This is a genomic window from Bacillus cereus group sp. BfR-BA-01380 (assembly GCF_022663535.1).
GTDB lineage: Bacteria > Bacillota > Bacilli > Bacillales > Bacillaceae_G > Bacillus_A > Bacillus_A cereus_BB.
In genome coordinates this window covers 150098-166051 of the sequence record NZ_JAKUFS010000003.1, presented here as the reverse complement: position 1 = coordinate 166051, position 15954 = coordinate 150098, and the positions used below count along the sequence as shown (strand labels likewise).

Here is a 15954-nt window from a genome sequence, read left to right as displayed (position 1 = left end):
CCTATCTTCCTCGCTTCTCTCTGAATCTTGAGGTGGGGGTCTTACTGCCCGTTAATGCGGGATAAATTTCTTATCCAGCTTGGAATAACAAAAGAATCATATGGATTTGATGGGATTTTAGGAATGGATTACATGAGAAAAACAGGAATGCTTTTAGATTGTAAATATATGAAGATACGCTATTGAACATAGACGCCACCCGTTATCACGGGTGGTCAGAGTGGATAGATGGATGTTGAACCTTGTCGAGGAGTCTTTATTTCGTGTCGCATCGCCGATATATTGCAAAAAGCGCTGATATATATGCTATTTCCGTCGATATATTGTAAAAAGCGCTGATATCCAGAGGTGAGAATATTACCGGAGCATTTTTACGAAGGCGACGAAGGATATAACGAGAGCACCACAAAAGAGTAAAATCCCCATTGATTTGCGCTACTCTTTCATTTCAGATATTCCCCAAGTTATAAAGGTTGGTATTGGAAATATTTGTATATAAAAAAGTAACTGGTCCCCTTCATGAGAAAAGGAATAAATAGCTAAGATTACAACAATTGTACTAAATGGAATGCGAAGTATCTTTAGCATGATAGCACTCCTTATCATTTTTTGTGGTAGTTTTTAGTGAAAGAATTGCGAGAGTGGAACATATATTGACAATGCACCAGTAAGAAATAGTAAAACCCCAGTAGATGTTTGTTGTTTTTGAAATTCTTCAATACTAGAAATGAAACACATGAGTCCTAAAGAGATGAGCATATAAGGTAAAATAAATGGAGTGTTATCTGTAAAAAATCCAAATGCGCCTAAAAGTAGCGTGATGATGGGAAAAGTAATTCGCAATATTTTGAGCATATTCGTGCCTTCTTAACTGAATCCTTTTAAATAAGATGGAGAAATTCGTTTTTTATTTCAGAAACCCACTACTAAAAAGGTGATACTGAATACAGTATCCGTCTAGCGAAGGAACATTGATATAACAACGAAGAAAAGGAAGCCAGCAACGAAAAAAGATAGCATGCCCATGTCTTTTCGTTTAGCTTTTCTTTCGGAAATGCCGATGATGATAAACATGAAAGCAAGAGACAATTGCATGTAAGGCATAAGTGAAACATCCTCGGTAGATAAACTGTATATACTGATGGCGATTGTGAGCAGTCCAAAGAAAATCCGCAATCCAGTTAGCATCTTATTTCTCTCCCCTATCCTTTTCTTCTTAATCTGGATTATTATTAGTCGAATCCATATGTATCTTTATTTTAACATTGTTTATATTGTATTTTACATATTTTTGTAAAAAATGAAAACAATAGAAAGTAAAGTAGGTGAAAGAAGGGACGTTCTATGGATAAGAAAATATACTATATTTCAGTAGCAAATGGCGAAATTTCACAAATGAAAACGGCCAATACATATAGTTTTACGATTGAAGCGACGGATGAGGAAATTCTTAGGCTGCGCGAGTATTTTGATAACGCGTATCGTGAAGATCTTGGGACGTTTGTACGTTCGCATGTGCCGTTTGTAGAATATCATCATGATTCCAATAATGACCGGTATGATGAACAGCTGCAACAAGCATATCGAATGATCTACGAGCTTGGGGACAATGAAGCGAAAGAGTTAATTGCGCAAATGGGTATTATCGATGGGTTATGATAGGATAAGATTAGTCATACTAGTCAGAATGTGCTACAATTTATGGTAAGAAACTTGTAACCATCAATAGGGGAGTAGGGCATGTACACATTTAAAGATTACTATCATAACACTGTACAATTATCGTTTGAACGTTACCCATTTTCTCCTGAACCAAAGCATGTGTGGGTTGTGTGCCGGTACGGAGATCAATGGTTGTTAACCCATCATTTACGCCGTGGTATTGAATTTCCAGGTGGAAAGGTAGAAGAGGGGGAAACACCAGAAGAAGCGGCAGCTCGTGAAGTTCATGAAGAAACGGGCGGTATTGTGTCGAGCTTAACGTATATCGGACAATATAAAGTATCCGGAAAAGACAAAATAATCATTAAAAACATTTATTTTGCAACAATTAGTGCCGTAGAACAACATACGCACTATGAAGAAACGAAGGGATCTGTACTATTGACACATATTCCAGAGGACATTAAAGAAAATAGACGCTTCAGTTTCATTATGCGCGATGACGTACTAGCGCGCACAATGCAGCATATAGAAGAAATCGGCTGTTTTACGAAGTAGAGCAACCGATTTCTTTTTTTATTTTTACAGAAGTAGGTTTGTTAGTATGGGATAAATAGTTGCAGTGTTTATCCCGCTATTCGTGGGCAGTAAGACCCCCACCTCAAGATTGAGAGAGAATCGTTGTCCAGCTCCAGTGGCTAGAATGTTCGGTGGCTTCGCTTCTTCCTACGAGGTAAAAAACACCTCTACGTCAGAAGCTCCATCCCCCTCACATTCTGAACGAGCCACTTCCGCTTTTCTAAAGAAGATAGGTGGGGGATAACTGCCCGTAAAAGCCCGATTGGTGAGAGCTTTCCGTCAGTGGGGGATGAAGAAAACCCCCACTGACGGAAGTTTCACTTTATATAAATTCATTTTGCTTTTTTGACATATAAGCCACTGCTATGTAGCATTTCTCCTATTGTTTTTAAAAAAGGCCCTGACCGTTTCTATGCGCAGTCAGATGCTCCCTTTGTTTTAAACCCCGCATATGGCAGAAAAAGGCCCTGACTGTTTCTATGCATGGCCAGATCCTCTCTCCTACCCTAAAAAGAAAAGGTTTTTATCAACTTGTATGTATATAGTTAAATCATATTATTGTATCCTTTGCCAAAATTGATTATGATTTCAATGACATAATAGATTGCAAGGAGGATGTTATGAGGAAACACCATATTCATTTTTTATTTTTGCTCATATTTATTTGCTTGATTAGTAGCTGTAGTAAAGCAAATGATGTTGCAAAAGAAGTATGTAAAACAAAAGAAGAGTGTTTAAAAACCGGGGATGCATTCCTTAGTAAAATTAATAAAAACATGCAAGGAATCTCTGAACTAGAAACACATACAGAAGTAGAAAATAAAGAAGAATTAGCAGCTTATGAAGAACAAAGAGGAGATGACGAACGTTACTTCTTTTTAGCATCTTATTATATTGATAACAATGAATTAATAGATCCATATTTTGAAAAGCTAGATAAAAAAAGATTACAGAAAGTCTTTGCTGATGATAAAGAGGCGAGGGAAGAAATTAGCGCATTTCATGAAGATACAGATTATCACCAAACATTATGGGACATGTACAGTCTTCTCATTCCAGCAAAATATAGGGAGAATATAAAAGAATTTGATATTGTATCGGATGGATATGATCATATCGTTGCGCATGTGATGCAAAATGAACACAAACCTGAAGACTGGATATTAAGTTTAGATGCGCTAGATTCTAATATTAATATAAATGAAGTGGTGAAAACGTTAATTCATGAAACTGCTCACGTTTTAACGTTAAACAAAACGCAAATTCCTGTAGATAAAAAGTATGTAAAAGCTGTTACAGAAGAACAAGATGTCTCGGCATATGAAGCGAAATGTACGACGCTGTTTTTAACAGAAGGTTGTACAAAGAAAGAGTCGTATGTGAATCAATTTTATGAACAGTTTTGGAAACCACTTGAAAGTGAATGGAAAGAGAAAAAAGTTGAAACAGATGTAGAAGCGCAAATCCAGTTTTTTAAAGAACATGAAGACAAATTTGTTTCTGAATATGCAACAACGAACGTCGCAGAAGATATTGCCGATACATTTACAGCGTTTATTTTACAAGATTCTAACAAAGTGAAACAAGCAAAAGAAGTAAAGTATCAAAAGATTGCTTTCTTTTATCAATTCCCAGAGCTTGTGAAAATGAGAGCGGAAGTGCTGGCGGGGTTACAGCAAATTTCGGAGGAAGTGGAAGAAGCATAAAATGAAAAAATGAGATAAAGTCATTATGTAATAGGGAGAGAATGCATCAGTTATGAATAATAGTGTAACTATATTAATCATATCTTTTTATGGGACTAATTTGGGAATATTTTTGTTAACTGTATTTGGTGTTTCTATGTTTTTAGACGCTCCAAATGCTGAGTTTCCACCTATAGTAATGTTACAGCTATATCCTCCTTTGATTGGTTTTTAATGTTTATTTATATCTATTCTTTTCTGTTACTTTTATCAAAAGTTTGCCCCAGAATCGCAATGGAAAAAGCAAATAGTTCAAGGGAGTTTTCTTGTTTTTGCACTTATCATTCCTGTGTGCTTAGGCGCATTTAAAATACCACTTGTGGAAATGGTAATGAGTGAGTACCCCTGTTAATTTGATGTGGAAAAAGTGAATTATCTTAATTAATAGAATAATAAGGGGGGAAACGTAAAATTATCCCTAAATCTGTTATACTGTAATATAGTAAAGGTTTGTAGTTTTAAGATGTTGCAAAAAATGTTTTATATAAGTGTTGTTGTTTATTAAGTGATTTTTAAGAACACGTTTTTGTTAACCTTATTGGGTTTAAGACAATTTATAATATATTGCTAAACTAGAATATGTAAGAGAAAAGGAGCGTATAATATGGATCAACAACTAGCTGGGTTTTGGAGACGATTTGGAGCCAATATTATTGATGGATTATTGATGGTTCCATTTGTGGTGATTTTTATGTTATTAGGTGTATCTGAAGAGGCATCAGATAAAATAGTAAGTAGTTTATCAACACTATACTACTTAATCGTTCCAATTGTATGGGCAGGGTTTACAGTAGGTAAGAAAGCGCTAAATATTCGAATTGTATGTATTGATGGAAAGGAAATTACGATTTGGACTACGTTAAAACGTTACCTATTAGCTGGATTTGTATATGGAATTACATTTGGAATTGCTATTATCGTAAGTGCATTTATGGTAGCACTGCGACAAGATAAACGCTCTATTCACGATTTGATTGCAGGAACACAAGTTATTCGTGACTAATAAGAAAAGCAACCTAGTTAACTTAGGTTGCTTTTTTCGTGCGCGTAATGAATTTTTCAAATGCTGCGACAAGCACATACATAAGTGTTGCGAGAATACATGTGAGAAGGACGCTCAGCAAGACGAGTGTAAAGTTAAAGACTTGAAAACCATAGCTAATTAAATAGCCAAGCCCTTCTTTTGAAATGAGTAGTTCTCCGAAAATGACCCCGACCCAAGAGAGACCGACGTTTACTTTTAATGTGGAAATAATCGCAGGGAACGATGACGGTAAGATAACCTGTTTGTAACATTGCCATTTGTTTGCACCAAAAGTTTGCATGACTTTCAAATAATTGGCGTCTACCTCTTGAAAGGCACTATAAATGACAAGGATCGTAACGATGATGGAAATGATGACGCCCATCGCCACTGCAGATGAAATATTTGGACCGAAGATGACGATAATAATTGGCCCGAGCGCTACTTTTGGCATTGCGTTTAAGACGACAAGGTACGGATCGAGTACACGGGCAATGAAAGGACTCCACCATAAAAAGGTTGCAATGCATGTGCCAAGAAGTGTTCCAAGGATAAAGCCGAGACACGTTTCAAGGAGTGTTGTATATATGTGCGGCCAAAGGGAATGATCTTGCCATTTTGTGATGAGTAAATGAAAGATGCTAGAAGGTGAGCTAAATAATAATGGATCAATCCACTCGTTTCGGCTAGCGACTTCCCATAATGCGAAAAAGAGAATGAGCATGAGCAGCTGCAATGTTCGAACGGCAATTGTCCGCTTTGTTTCACGTTTTTGAAAGCTTTGATGAAATTCTTTTATATTATCCAAGTTGTTCCAACTCCTTCCATATTAATTGGAAGAATGAAGGAAAATCACGGTGCTGACGTGCTTCAAATGGCGAGAGGGAGCGAATGGTTTCTGGAACAGAAAACACGTTGGCAATGCGGCCTGGTTTCGGTTGTAACAAGTAAATACGATCGCTCATCGCAATGGCCTCTTCAATGTCATGGGTAACGAGAAGTGATGTTTTCTTATATTCTTTTAAAATAGAAAAAACGAGTTCTTCTAATTTTAATTTTGTTTGATAATCAAGTGCAGAGAATGGTTCGTCTAGTAATAATATTTTCGGGTTCGTTACGAGTGTACGGACGAGAGCAGCGCGTTGGCGCATTCCACCTGATAATTCACGCGGATATTGCTTCTCAACTCCCTGCAGGCCGACTTGTTCTAACAGATGTAAGGCATGTTGTTTCGTCTTTGATGTGTATGCTTTCGTAATCTGTAAGCCGACGGAGATATTATCTTCAATCGTTTTCCACGGAAATAAGTAATCTTGCTGGAGCATATAACCGATGGAGGACGTTGGTTTTGTGACGCATTCACCATCAAGAAAGACACTCCCTTCAATTGGCTGCAGTAAGCCTGAAATGATAGAAAGTAATGTAGTTTTGCCGCAGCCGCTTGGACCGAGGAAGGAGATAAATTCTCCTTCCTCGATTGTTAAGGAAATATTCGATAAGACGAGGCTGGCATTTTCTTTTGAGAAGAAGCAATGAGATACGTTAGAAAGCTGGAGGAAGTTCATTGTCTGAGCCTCTACTTCTTAATAACGCTTTCTGCAATGGAGGTGTTTACTAACTCTTTATGTTGCACTTCTTTCGGTAATTCGCCAGCTTCTTTCATAATGCTTTGGAGTTGTTTCCACTCTGCCTCGTCTAACGATGGATTCGTTGCGTACGAATGTTGTTGTTTATAACGATCAATGACTTTTACCATAATATCTTTCGGTGTATCTTTAAAGCGTGGTTCAACAGCTTTTGCGATTTCTTCTGGGCTATGTGTATCGACCCATTGCTGCGCTTTATAAATAGCGCGTGTGAATTTCTCCGCAGTTGCTTTCTTCTTCTTTAAGAAGCTTTCTTTTGCCATAAAGGTTGTATACGGAACTGTTCCAGATTCAACGCCAAAGGAAGCAACGATATGACCTTTCCCTTCTTTCTCGAAAATGCTAGCAGTCGGTTCAAAGAGCTGTACGAAATCACCAGTGCCAGACGCAAAGGCATTCGCGATATTCGCAAATTCGATATTTTGAATTAAATTTGTATCTTTGTGCGGATCAACTCCATGCTTTTTCAGTACGTATTCCCCAACCATTTGGGGCATCCCGCCTTTACGCTGACCGAGGAAAGTTGTGCTTTTCAGATCATTCCAGTTAAAAGAATCAAGTTTTTTACGGGAAACGAGAAATGTTCCATCTGTTTGTGTCAACCTGGCAAAGTTAATTGCCGGATCTTTTGCTCCTTGCGCATAAACATAGATGGACGTTTCTGAACCGACAAGTGCAACATCGATGCCATTTGATAATAAAGCGGTCATCGTTTTATCGCCGCCGGCAGTTGTTTGCAGATCAATTTCTAATCCTTCATCTTTAAAAAATCCTTTTTCCATGGCGACATATAACGGAGCATAAAATAATGAATGTGTCACCTCACCAACGCGCACTTTCTCTACCTTTGCACTTTCTTCTTTTTTATTACATGCAACAAACGTAAAGGCAGTAAGGAAAACAATTAAAAAACACGCTAGAATTTTTCGCAATGTATGACACCTCCTAAAATACATTTACTTTAATGTATGTAGGTAAACGCCTATATGTGAGTGGACATAGGAGGAATTTTTTGAGTAGGAAAGAGGTCTAAATCAATATCATTCTGTAATTAAAAACTCTGGTTATAACATGCGCTGAGCGAAATTAGTGCGTGTTTTTTTGTGTAATTCAACTATACAGTTGAAATGTATAGTTGAACTGTATATAATAAGTGTTAAGTTCAACTATATAGTTGAACTTAATATCTGGAGGTGAATGAATGATAAAGCATAAATTACTGCCATTATCCGAAACGATGTATTATATCTTATTAGCGTTACGAGAGCCGTTACATGGCTATGCAATTATGCAAAAAATAGAACGAATGAGTAAAGGTGACGTAATTTTAGCAGCTGGCACGCTCTATGGTGCAATCGAAAACTTAAGTAAACATGATTGGATTGAACCAGTACCAGGTGAAACTGGACGACGTAAAATATACCAGATTACACATACTGGAGAAGAAATTTTAAGAATAGAAAAAAGACGGTTGCAGCATATATTATCACTCTATGAAATGAGGGAATTCGATGAAGAAATATAAGTTATTCACAAATATTTTAAACGAACAAATTTGGTTAAATGATATGCTTTCTCAAGGTTATACATGTACCGGCGTCAATCTGCTTGGGGGATATACATTTGAAAAAACAAATGTTAAAAAAGTAATGCGCCTGGACTGTCGAGATTGTATGAGCAAGGAAAAATACAATGAATATATCGCAACACATGAAGAATTTGGATGGGAGCATGTTAGCGGTAGTCGTTTCGGTAGAATACAATATTGGCAAAAGAAAGAGGATGGACGTGATGAAATGTTCTCTGATCAAGCGTCTCAATTCGCTTTTTACAGGAGATTGATGAACTATTCGCTTGGACTTGTGGTGATACTTTTTATTTACATAAACATGTTAGTTGATGGTCCGTTTTTTTCTCATTTGTTAAATCCTAAAGCGAGCTATTTAACAGAGGGATTATGGGAAAAGGAAGGGACAGCATTTTGGAGTGCTTTTTTATTTGAAACTCCATTTGCGATGTTTCGCTTTTTACCACCATGGATGTGTATTATCGCAGTCTTTTTCTTCCTGTATTCCTATTCACAATATAATAAGAAAAAGAAAGAATTAACTTAAGTCGAAACAAATGAATGTTACATAAGCAAGCGTTTATTTAAGAAATATTTTTTTGTTTATCAAAAGAACCCTGTTCAGAGACAGGGTTCTTTGCCGTGAATAAAAAATACAGCAATCGTTACAATAAAGTACATACAAAGATTATGGTAGTCTTCGGTGGCATCGATCAAAAAACAGCTATTCATCATATTGATTTTCATACAATTGATTTGTTAGTAGGGATGATGATATCCATTATCCCGCATTAACGGGCAGTAATACTCCCACCTCAAAATTCAGCGAAAGCAAAGAAGTTAGGTGGGAGATAAACTGCCCGTAAAAGCCCGATTGGTTCAACTAATAATCAGTGGGGGATGAAGAAAACCCCCACTGATTAAAGTTTCACTTTATCTTATCAACTATTTACATATATGTTAGGTGTTTTATGTGAAGAAAGAATAGAAGAGCATTTTTCCTAAAAAAATGTATAGGAGAAACAACTATGAATAACAAACAAAAAATAATTTATATGGATCCTCCGAAAACGTTAGTAGCAGGATTCGCTTTCATTATTTTCATCGGCACGCTCCTTTTAACGCTTCCAGTTGCGACGGAAGACGGTCAAGGTCTTCCGTGGTTAAATGCATTGTTTACAGCTACGTCTGCTACATGTGTAACTGGGCTTGTCGTAGTGGATACGGGAACAACTTTCACGTTGTTTGGCCAACTCGTTATATTGTTTCTTATTCAAGTAGGTGGTTTAGGATTTATGACGTTTGCTATCTTTTTTGCTGTTTTGTTAGGAAAAAGGATTTCTCTTAAAGAACGGTTGTTATTACAAGAGGCGTTGAACTATGTATCCATTGCGGGCATTGTTCGTTTGGCAAAAAGAATTCTTATTTTTACAGTCGTGATTGAATTCATTGGCGGGATTTTATTAGCGATTCGTTTTGCGTTTGATATGCCGCTTTCCAAGGCGTTGTATTACGGGATATTCCATGCCGTTTCAAATTTTAATAATGCAGGATTCGATATAATGGGAGAGTTTAAAAGCTTGACTATGTATGTAGAAGATCCAATTGTTACATTGGTAGTCTGTGCATTAATTACATTAGGCGGTATTGGTTTTATCGTAATGAATGAGGTATATGAATATAGACAGATAAGGCGCCTTTCCTTACATACGAAGGTAGTTCTTTTTACAAGTTCTCTGCTAATAGTAGTAGGAACGATTCTTATTTTCTTGTTGGAATTTCATAATCCAAAAACGTTACAACCGTTATCCGCGTTTGGTAAATTTTTAGCTTCTTTATTTCAAGCTATCACACCGAGAACAGCTGGAGCGAATACGCTAAGTATTTCCGATTTACATCATTCAACCCTTTTTCTTATTATTGTTCTTATGTATATTGGGGCATCTCCGGGATCTACAGGGGGAGGAATCAAAACAACTACATTTGCAATCCTTTTAGGTGCAGTACGGTCACAAATAAAAGGAAAAGAAGATGTGATTTTTTTTCGGAAAAGAATTGCATACGATACAATTTATAAATCACTTACCGTTATGTTAGCCGGTCTTTTTATCGTTATGATAGCTGTCATGCTGCTAACAATAACAGAACCGGGAAAAGATTTTTTAATGATTCTCTTTGAAGCAACTTCTGCTTTTGGAACAGTAGGACTTTCTATGGGACTGACTCCTGAATTATCTCCGCTTGGAAAAATCATCATTATTTTAACGATGTTTGCTGGAAGGGTAGGTCCATTGACAATCGCTTTTGCCGTTACACTTCGAAGAAATTCAGATCCGTTCCGTTATCCGAAAGGAAAAATTATGATTGGTTAGATTTTCATTCATCCTTAGAGGAGCGATAGAAATATGAAAAAGCAATACGCAGTCATTGGATTAGGAAGGTTTGGTTCAAGTATTGTAAATACATTAGTAGAAGCAGGAAATGAAGTATTAGCGATAGACAGCAATGAAAGACGTGTAAATGAGCTTGAGGACGCTGCCACACATGCTGTTATCGCTGATGCGACAGATGAAGAGGCATTAAAAGCAATCGGCATTCGGAATATTGATACAGTTATCGTAGCAATTGGAAATGATATTCAAGCAAGTATTTTAACAGTTTTAGTACTAAAGGAATTAGGAGTAAACAAAGTTGTAGTCAAGGCGCTTAATAAACGCCATGGCCAAGTGTTGGAGAAGATAGGAGCAGACTGGGTCGTATTTCCTGAGTGGGATATGGGCGAGCGTGTAGCCCATCAGCTTATGTTACCGAATGTTCTTAATTTCATTGAACTCGCCAAAGATTACAATGTTGAAGAAATTAAGGTACCTTCCAGTATGTCAGGAAAAAGTCTTAAAGAACTGGATATTCGAGCGAAGTTAAATGTAAATGTAATTGCGATTAAAAGTAAGGGGAGAATCAATATTTCTCCTTCCCCAGATGAAGTTGTGCAAGAAGGGGATGGTTTAGTTATGGTTGGAGAAAAGATAAATTTGCATCGTTTTGCGGATTTTGAATAAACGGACGCAAATATCACAGTTATTCCTTGCGGTGAACATTGGGAAAATCCAAAAGAAGATGAAAATGACTTGAGGCCAGCAATAGAGGATTACTTAGGTGCAGGTGCAATTATGGAAAAATTGCAAGGAAGTAAGTCAGTTGAAGCACAATTATGTATGGGCGCTTTTCAATATGCAAAACCTAATCTTAACGAATTGATTTGGGATTGCGGAAGTGGCAGGGAGTTACGAGAGCGTGGATTTTCGAAAGATGTAACGCATAGTACATCTTTAAATGTGCTGCAAGTAGTACCTATTTTACAGAATGGTCGATTTGTGAATTTCGTGAAATAAGATCTCCTTTAGGGGTCTGTTGCAAAGTTGTATTATATAACAAGCGAAGTCTTCATCAGACTCCGCTTGCTTCATATACCACAAATCACAAAACTGTTATAGTCTAAACTTAGGTTTGTCATGTTTGTTCAAAAGCTTTAAAAAGAACCGATATTTCCTTATTTTTGTGGAGGTTGCACGTTTAATGCTTTTATCCCTTCTTTTAATGTGACCGCATCTGTTTTTACTGTTTTCCAACTGTCTTTAGCCGCATCCAAGTTAGGTTTTAAGAATTTAAATTTATTTTGATCAGCTTTTTCAGATGTCTTATCAATGAATTGTAGAACCGACCCATATTGACGATCTAAATCACTCCATTGATCGTACATAAAAGTAAGAGATTTAAGAGCATTATCAATCGCACTATGCATCTGATCAATATTATTAAACGCAACTCCAACTACACGATTTAATGTTAGTTTATAATCTACAGTCTGACGTAATTTTGCTAATTCTGGCTCTAACCAGCCTAACTTACTTCTTGCATCACCTATCATTATACCACCAGAAATCATTACGGGAAAAAACGGAATCTTTACCATTGTCAATCCTTTAGATTCTATGTCTTTCTGATAGTTTACTTGTCCTAAAACCTCATTTAGACGCTTTTGATCGGCCTCAACATCAGCACCTTGGTTTTTTAAAATTGACTGCAACTGATCTTTATCGCTTCCAAATGATCTAACATCTTGTCCAATATCTTCTTTTAACTTAGTTAATTCTTGTATTAATTTTTGTGCATGCTCTTGGTTTTGTTGAATTTCACCTCGTAAATCTGTAATCCCTTTCTTTAAAGTAGCTCCATTCCCGGAATTAATCGCCTCTACTAATGTTCCGTAATGATTGTCAAATTTTGCATCATATTCAATAATGTCTGTCAATGTATCTAAAAGCTGTCCTTTTACTTGCGTATCCCATGTAACAGCATGTTCTCTTGCATTCTTTTGGTCTTGTATAATTTTACCGGGTAAATCTGGATACCCATTAATAATAATTCCTTGAAAATTGACATCTGGATTATTAATTAACAAACAAGAATAGTCATTCATAGATTTTGCAAATACTCCAGCATCTTGCAAAGCTTTTTTCATCTTTTCTTCATTTGCTGAAAGAGACATATCTCCATTGTTAGTTTGCACAATTTCACTTGCAAAAGTTGCTACTGGTGTGACTGCATAAGTTGTTGTAATCGTTAAAAATGTCGATACAGCGAGTAGTTTGTAAGGGATTTTTTTCATCATTTCCTATTCCTCCTATGCAGGTTTTGATTATAGGTTCTATTCTTTTTTAAAAGTGAAATTAGTTCTGTATCTTTATGAATATCATCCCAACTTTGTTTCGTAGTATTTATCCCGCTATTTGTGGGCAGTAATACTACGACCTCAAAATTCGGCGAAAGCGTTGTCCAGTTCCAGTGGCTAGAATGTTCGGTGGCTTCGCTTCTTCCTACGAGGTAAAAAACACCTCTACGTCAGAAGCTCCATCCCCCTCACATTCTGAGCGAGCCGCTTCCGCTTTTCTTAAGAAGTTAGGTGGGAGATAAACTGCTGGCATGCGCCCGATTGGTGAGGGCTGATAATCAGTGGGGGATGAAGAAAACCTCCACTGATTAAAGTTTCACTTTATAGTGAAAGGCGAAGTCTTTCATCAGACTCCGCCTTTTCGGTTTATAAGGAATTGTTAATTGTTATACTAAAATTTAAAGATACAATCCTGGATTCAGAACCGATATTTTCTTATTTTTGCGGATTAACAGGTTCCACTTTTAATTCTTTTATTCCACTTTTTATTGTGACTGCATCTTCGTGTAATGTGTTCCAAAGATCTTTAGCTGTCTTCAAGGTAGGTTTTAAGTAGCCAAATTTATTTTGATCAGCTTTTCCAGCTGCCTTATCAATCTGTTGCAGTACCCCAGCATATTGATTATCTAAATCAGTCCATTGCGTTTGCATATAAGTAAGAGCATTAATAGCATTATCAATCGCCTTATGCATCTGATCAGTATTATTATACGCAACTCCAACTACGCGATTTAATGTCGTTTTAGAATCTACAGTCTTACGTATTTCTGTTAAATACGGCTCTAACTTACCTAAATTATCTCTTGCTGTACCTACTATTATACCACCAATCCAGTATAGGCCAAAAACGCCAACCTTCATTGTTGTAAATCCATCAGATTCTAATTTTTTATAATAGTTTACTTGCCCTAAAACTTCATCTAGACGTTTTTGATCGTCCTCAAGCCCAGCTGTTTGGTTTTTTAAAATCGAGTACAATTGTTCTTTATTGCTTCCAAATGCTCTAACATCTTGTCCAACATTGTCTCTTAACTTAGTTAACTCTGCTATTAAATTTTTTGCAGTCTTTTGGTTTTGTTGAATCTCAGCTCGTAAATCTGTAATCCCTTCTTTTAAAGTATCTCCATCCCCTGTATTAATCGCATCTACTATTGTGTCATAATAATTGTCAAACGTTGTATTGTATTCGACAATGCCTGTCAATGTATCTAAAAGCTGTCCTTTTACTTGCGTATCCCATGTAACAGCATGTGCTCTAGCATTCTTTTGATCTTGTAAAATTTTACCAGGTAAATCTGGATACCCATTAATAGTAATCCCTTCAAAATTAACATCTGGATTATTAATTAACAAATAAGAATATTCATTCATAGATTTTGCAAATACCCCAGCATCTTGCAAGGCTTTTTTCATTCCGTCTGTATTTGCAGAAAGAGACGTATCTCCATTGTTAGTTTGATTAATTTCACTTGCATAAGTTGCTACTGGTGAGACTACAGAAGTTGTTGTCAAAGCTAAAAGCGCCGATGCAGCGAGTATTTTGTAAGGGATTTTATTTAGCATTTCATATTCCTCCTATATAGGCTTGGATTTTTAGTTCTTTGTTTCTTGTGTAAAAGCGATGTCTTTCGAAATGAATTCTGCATCTTTATGAATATCACTCCAACTTTGTTTAGCAGCTTTTAAATCATCAAGTATTAAAGAAAGTTTATGATCTTGCATAGAGTCGATATTATCATGTAAATCTGTATAATTCGCCCCCATTTTATTCCATTGTTGTTGAATACTTGTTAGAGACAGTATCGCTTGATCCACTGTTTGATACAGATCTGTCAAAGTTGCTTTCGCGTTAGTAAGCGAAATAACTGCTTGGCTAGCAAGGTCGGCTTTCGTACTTAATTGTCCGATTTTGTTAGAAATTGCGTTATAGGAGTCCATATTCTTAGACGCAATGACACCAGATGCTGTTCCTAAACCGATACCAGCTGCACCGAGAGCTGTAAGACCACCAATAACAGCTGGTGTTGCTGTACCGCCAGTCACAACAATTACTACCGTTCCTGCAATGGCTGCAGCAACTAGAATGAATGCTCCCAATCCACCACCAATTGACCATGCTAATACATTGTTAAAATGCTCTGTCTGAGTAGAGCGTAGCTTCTCAATTTCAGCTTGAAGTTGTGGAATCAGGGCATTATTTCCGGCTAATAGTGCCGTTAATCCACCTTGTCCATCTGGACCACCAACATTATTTTTAAACCCTGTAGAATTGTCATACAGTTTTGCTTTGAAGTCTTGTAACATCTTAATTACTTCTGTAACTTCTTGTGAATTTGTATTAATTGTAGTGATTAAATCATTTAATCCATCTTTTAACTCTGCTTTATCTTTCTTTTGTACAGCAGCTGCCAATGTATCGTAATAATTTTTAAATTCTTCATCGTAATTTACAATATTACGTGCTGTTTTTTGAATTTTCGGCTTCGCTGTATCTAACCAATAATTCGCATTGATTCGTGACAGTTCCTGATTAAGGTGAATGCTTTTGAGTAATTCTGCTCCTTCTGAACCTAAATCAATACCGGATAAATTTACATTCGGTTGTTTAATCATTGTTTTTGCGTACAAATCCATTACAAGAATATTAGATCCTGTTTGAGCTAATGCTTTCTTCAGCCCTTCAGGCCCTAATTCATAATTCCCTACTTTTTGTTCTTGAGCGGTTTGTTCCTGTGCAAGTACATGAATCGTGTTACCGTTAGTAGCAGTTATAACCGTTGCAAGAGTGGCTACAGCTAACACCTTAAATGGAAGTTTTTTCATAAATATTCTCCTTCTTCGTTTTTTTGATAGATTCTTATATACATTTCATTTTTCAGTAGATAGATTGCTGTATTTCTTTGTTTGTAACTACTCAGCCATACATTTCATGTAGAAGTTTGGTAAGTGTATTATTCCAGTGAAAATACAGATTGCTGCCACGAAGATAAAAATGGCCA

The 15954-nt window shown here is 36.6% G+C and carries 16 protein-coding genes and 2 pseudogenes; 10 read left to right on the top strand and 8 right to left on the bottom strand.

All coding sequences use genetic code 11. The features are described from left to right. Nucleotides 1-621: 621 nt before the first annotated feature. Nucleotides 622-855, bottom strand: a complete 234-nt coding sequence (locus MR076_RS04150; RefSeq protein ID WP_242217951.1) for a DUF3953 domain-containing protein — start codon at nucleotides 853-855, stop codon at nucleotides 622-624. 102 nt (nucleotides 856-957) lie between these two features. After that, complete coding sequence (locus MR076_RS04145; RefSeq protein ID WP_242217949.1) at nucleotides 958-1188, bottom strand: DUF3953 domain-containing protein; 231 nt, start codon at nucleotides 1186-1188, stop codon at nucleotides 958-960. Between the two features lie 156 nt (nucleotides 1189-1344). Here MR076_RS04145 and MR076_RS04140 point away from each other — a divergent pair, with 156 nt between their 5' ends. The 4 genes from MR076_RS04140 (at nucleotide 1345) to MR076_RS04125 (ending at nucleotide 4989) form a co-directional block, all read left to right on the top strand. Next, complete coding sequence (locus tag MR076_RS04140) at nucleotides 1345-1659, top strand: hydrolase (protein ID WP_242217947.1); 315 nt, start codon at nucleotides 1345-1347, stop codon at nucleotides 1657-1659. Between the two features lie 81 nt (nucleotides 1660-1740). Further along, nucleotides 1741-2220 carry an RNA deprotection pyrophosphohydrolase gene (ytkD, locus tag MR076_RS04135; protein WP_242217946.1) on the top strand — a complete coding sequence of 160 codons (480 nt, stop codon included), beginning with the start codon at nucleotides 1741-1743 and terminating at the stop codon, nucleotides 2218-2220. Nucleotides 2221-2861: 641 nt separating this feature from the next. Further along, nucleotides 2862-3947: a recombinase family protein gene (locus MR076_RS04130; protein ID WP_242217943.1), complete on the top strand. Its 1086-nt coding sequence runs from the start codon at nucleotides 2862-2864 to the stop codon at nucleotides 3945-3947. Nucleotides 3948-4590: 643 nt separating this feature from the next. Then, a complete protein-coding gene (locus MR076_RS04125) occupies nucleotides 4591-4989 on the top strand; it encodes an RDD family protein (protein WP_242217942.1) in 399 nt (132 codons plus the stop codon). Between the two features lie 22 nt (nucleotides 4990-5011). On the opposite strand, the gene MR076_RS04120 is transcribed toward MR076_RS04125, so the two are convergent. Genes MR076_RS04120 through MR076_RS04110 form a run of 3 tightly spaced genes read right to left on the bottom strand, consistent with a single transcriptional unit; the run spans nucleotide 5012 to nucleotide 7612 of the window. Beyond that, nucleotides 5012-5818 (bottom strand): ABC transporter permease, encoded by an 807-nt coding sequence (locus MR076_RS04120; RefSeq protein WP_242217940.1) that lies wholly within the window; start codon nucleotides 5816-5818, stop codon nucleotides 5012-5014. Next, nucleotides 5811-6575 (bottom strand): ABC transporter ATP-binding protein, encoded by a 765-nt coding sequence (locus MR076_RS04115; RefSeq protein ID WP_242217938.1) that lies wholly within the window; start codon nucleotides 6573-6575, stop codon nucleotides 5811-5813. The genes MR076_RS04120 and MR076_RS04115 overlap by 8 nt, the downstream gene beginning before the upstream one ends. Before the next feature lie 11 nt (nucleotides 6576-6586). Further along, nucleotides 6587-7612 (bottom strand): ABC transporter substrate-binding protein, encoded by a 1026-nt coding sequence (locus MR076_RS04110; RefSeq protein ID WP_396021648.1) that lies wholly within the window; start codon nucleotides 7610-7612, stop codon nucleotides 6587-6589. Nucleotides 7613-7860: 248 nt separating this feature from the next. On the opposite strand from MR076_RS04110, the gene MR076_RS04105 reads away from it, so the two are divergent. The 6 genes and pseudogenes from MR076_RS04105 (at nucleotide 7861) to MR076_RS04080 (ending at nucleotide 11615) form a co-directional block, all read left to right on the top strand. Further along, on the top strand, nucleotides 7861-8181 hold the full coding sequence (locus MR076_RS04105) for a PadR family transcriptional regulator (protein ID WP_242218131.1): 321 nt from the start codon (nucleotides 7861-7863) through the stop codon (nucleotides 8179-8181). After that, the gene (locus MR076_RS04100) at nucleotides 8168-8770 is read left to right on the top strand and encodes a DUF2812 domain-containing protein (RefSeq protein WP_242217934.1); all 603 of its coding nucleotides are present in this window, start codon (nucleotides 8168-8170) and stop codon (nucleotides 8768-8770) included. The genes MR076_RS04105 and MR076_RS04100 overlap by 14 nt, the downstream gene beginning before the upstream one ends. 95 nt (nucleotides 8771-8865) lie before the next feature. Next, nucleotides 8866-9018 carry a hypothetical protein gene (locus MR076_RS04095; protein WP_242218140.1) on the top strand — a complete coding sequence of 51 codons (153 nt, stop codon included), beginning with the start codon at nucleotides 8866-8868 and terminating at the stop codon, nucleotides 9016-9018. A gap of 212 nt (nucleotides 9019-9230) precedes the next feature. Next, nucleotides 9231-10595, top strand: a pseudogene (locus MR076_RS04090) (TrkH family potassium uptake protein); the annotation flags it as partial. A gap of 33 nt (nucleotides 10596-10628) precedes the next feature. After that, entirely contained in the window at nucleotides 10629-11282 is a 654-nt protein-coding gene (locus tag MR076_RS04085; RefSeq protein WP_242217931.1) for a potassium channel family protein, read from the top strand. A 69-nt stretch (nucleotides 11283-11351) separates the two neighbouring features. Further along, nucleotides 11352-11615: a 2-phosphosulfolactate phosphatase gene (locus tag MR076_RS04080; RefSeq protein WP_242217929.1), complete on the top strand. Its 264-nt coding sequence runs from the start codon at nucleotides 11352-11354 to the stop codon at nucleotides 11613-11615. 188 nt (nucleotides 11616-11803) lie between these two features. Here MR076_RS04080 and MR076_RS04075 read toward each other — a convergent pair. The 3 genes and pseudogenes from MR076_RS04075 to hblD form a co-directional block, all read right to left on the bottom strand. After that, nucleotides 11804-12895 (bottom strand): annotated as a pseudogene (locus MR076_RS04075) (ClyA family alpha-helical pore-forming toxin); the annotation flags it as partial. A 495-nt stretch (nucleotides 12896-13390) separates the two neighbouring features. After that, nucleotides 13391-14518 carry a hemolysin BL binding component B gene (hblA, locus tag MR076_RS04070; protein ID WP_242217925.1) on the bottom strand — a complete coding sequence of 376 codons (1128 nt, stop codon included), beginning with the start codon at nucleotides 14516-14518 and terminating at the stop codon, nucleotides 13391-13393. Nucleotides 14519-14548: 30 nt separating this feature from the next. Next, on the bottom strand, nucleotides 14549-15778 hold the full coding sequence (hblD, locus tag MR076_RS04065) for a hemolysin BL lytic component L1 (RefSeq protein WP_242217923.1): 1230 nt from the start codon (nucleotides 15776-15778) through the stop codon (nucleotides 14549-14551). Nucleotides 15779-15954: the final 176 nt, after the last annotated feature.

What these genes read in the sequence shown, in the direction of transcription:
- hblD (WP_242217923.1), bottom strand. Translation starts at nt 15,778, where the DNA reads ATGAAAAAACTTCCATTTAAGGTGTTAGCTGTAGCCACTCTTGCAACG.
- MR076_RS04115 (WP_242217938.1), bottom strand. Translation starts at nt 6,575, where the DNA reads ATGAACTTCCTCCAGCTTTCTAACGTATCTCATTGCTTCTTCTCAAAA.
- MR076_RS04145 (WP_242217949.1), bottom strand. Translation starts at nt 1,188, where the DNA reads ATGCTAACTGGATTGCGGATTTTCTTTGGACTGCTCACAATCGCCATC.
- MR076_RS04130 (WP_242217943.1), top strand. Translation starts at nt 2,862, where the DNA reads ATGAGGAAACACCATATTCATTTTTTATTTTTGCTCATATTTATTTGC.
- MR076_RS04100 (WP_242217934.1), top strand. Translation starts at nt 8,168, where the DNA reads ATGAAGAAATATAAGTTATTCACAAATATTTTAAACGAACAAATTTGG.
- MR076_RS04110 (WP_396021648.1), bottom strand. Translation starts at nt 7,612, where the DNA reads ATGTATTTTAGGAGGTGTCATACATTGCGAAAAATTCTAGCGTGTTTT.
- MR076_RS04085 (WP_242217931.1), top strand. Translation starts at nt 10,629, where the DNA reads ATGAAAAAGCAATACGCAGTCATTGGATTAGGAAGGTTTGGTTCAAGT.
- MR076_RS04150 (WP_242217951.1), bottom strand. Translation starts at nt 855, where the DNA reads ATGCTCAAAATATTGCGAATTACTTTTCCCATCATCACGCTACTTTTA.
- MR076_RS04125 (WP_242217942.1), top strand. Translation starts at nt 4,591, where the DNA reads ATGGATCAACAACTAGCTGGGTTTTGGAGACGATTTGGAGCCAATATT.
- MR076_RS04140 (WP_242217947.1), top strand. Translation starts at nt 1,345, where the DNA reads ATGGATAAGAAAATATACTATATTTCAGTAGCAAATGGCGAAATTTCA.
- ytkD (WP_242217946.1), top strand. Translation starts at nt 1,741, where the DNA reads ATGTACACATTTAAAGATTACTATCATAACACTGTACAATTATCGTTT.
- hblA (WP_242217925.1), bottom strand. Translation starts at nt 14,518, where the DNA reads ATGCTAAATAAAATCCCTTACAAAATACTCGCTGCATCGGCGCTTTTA.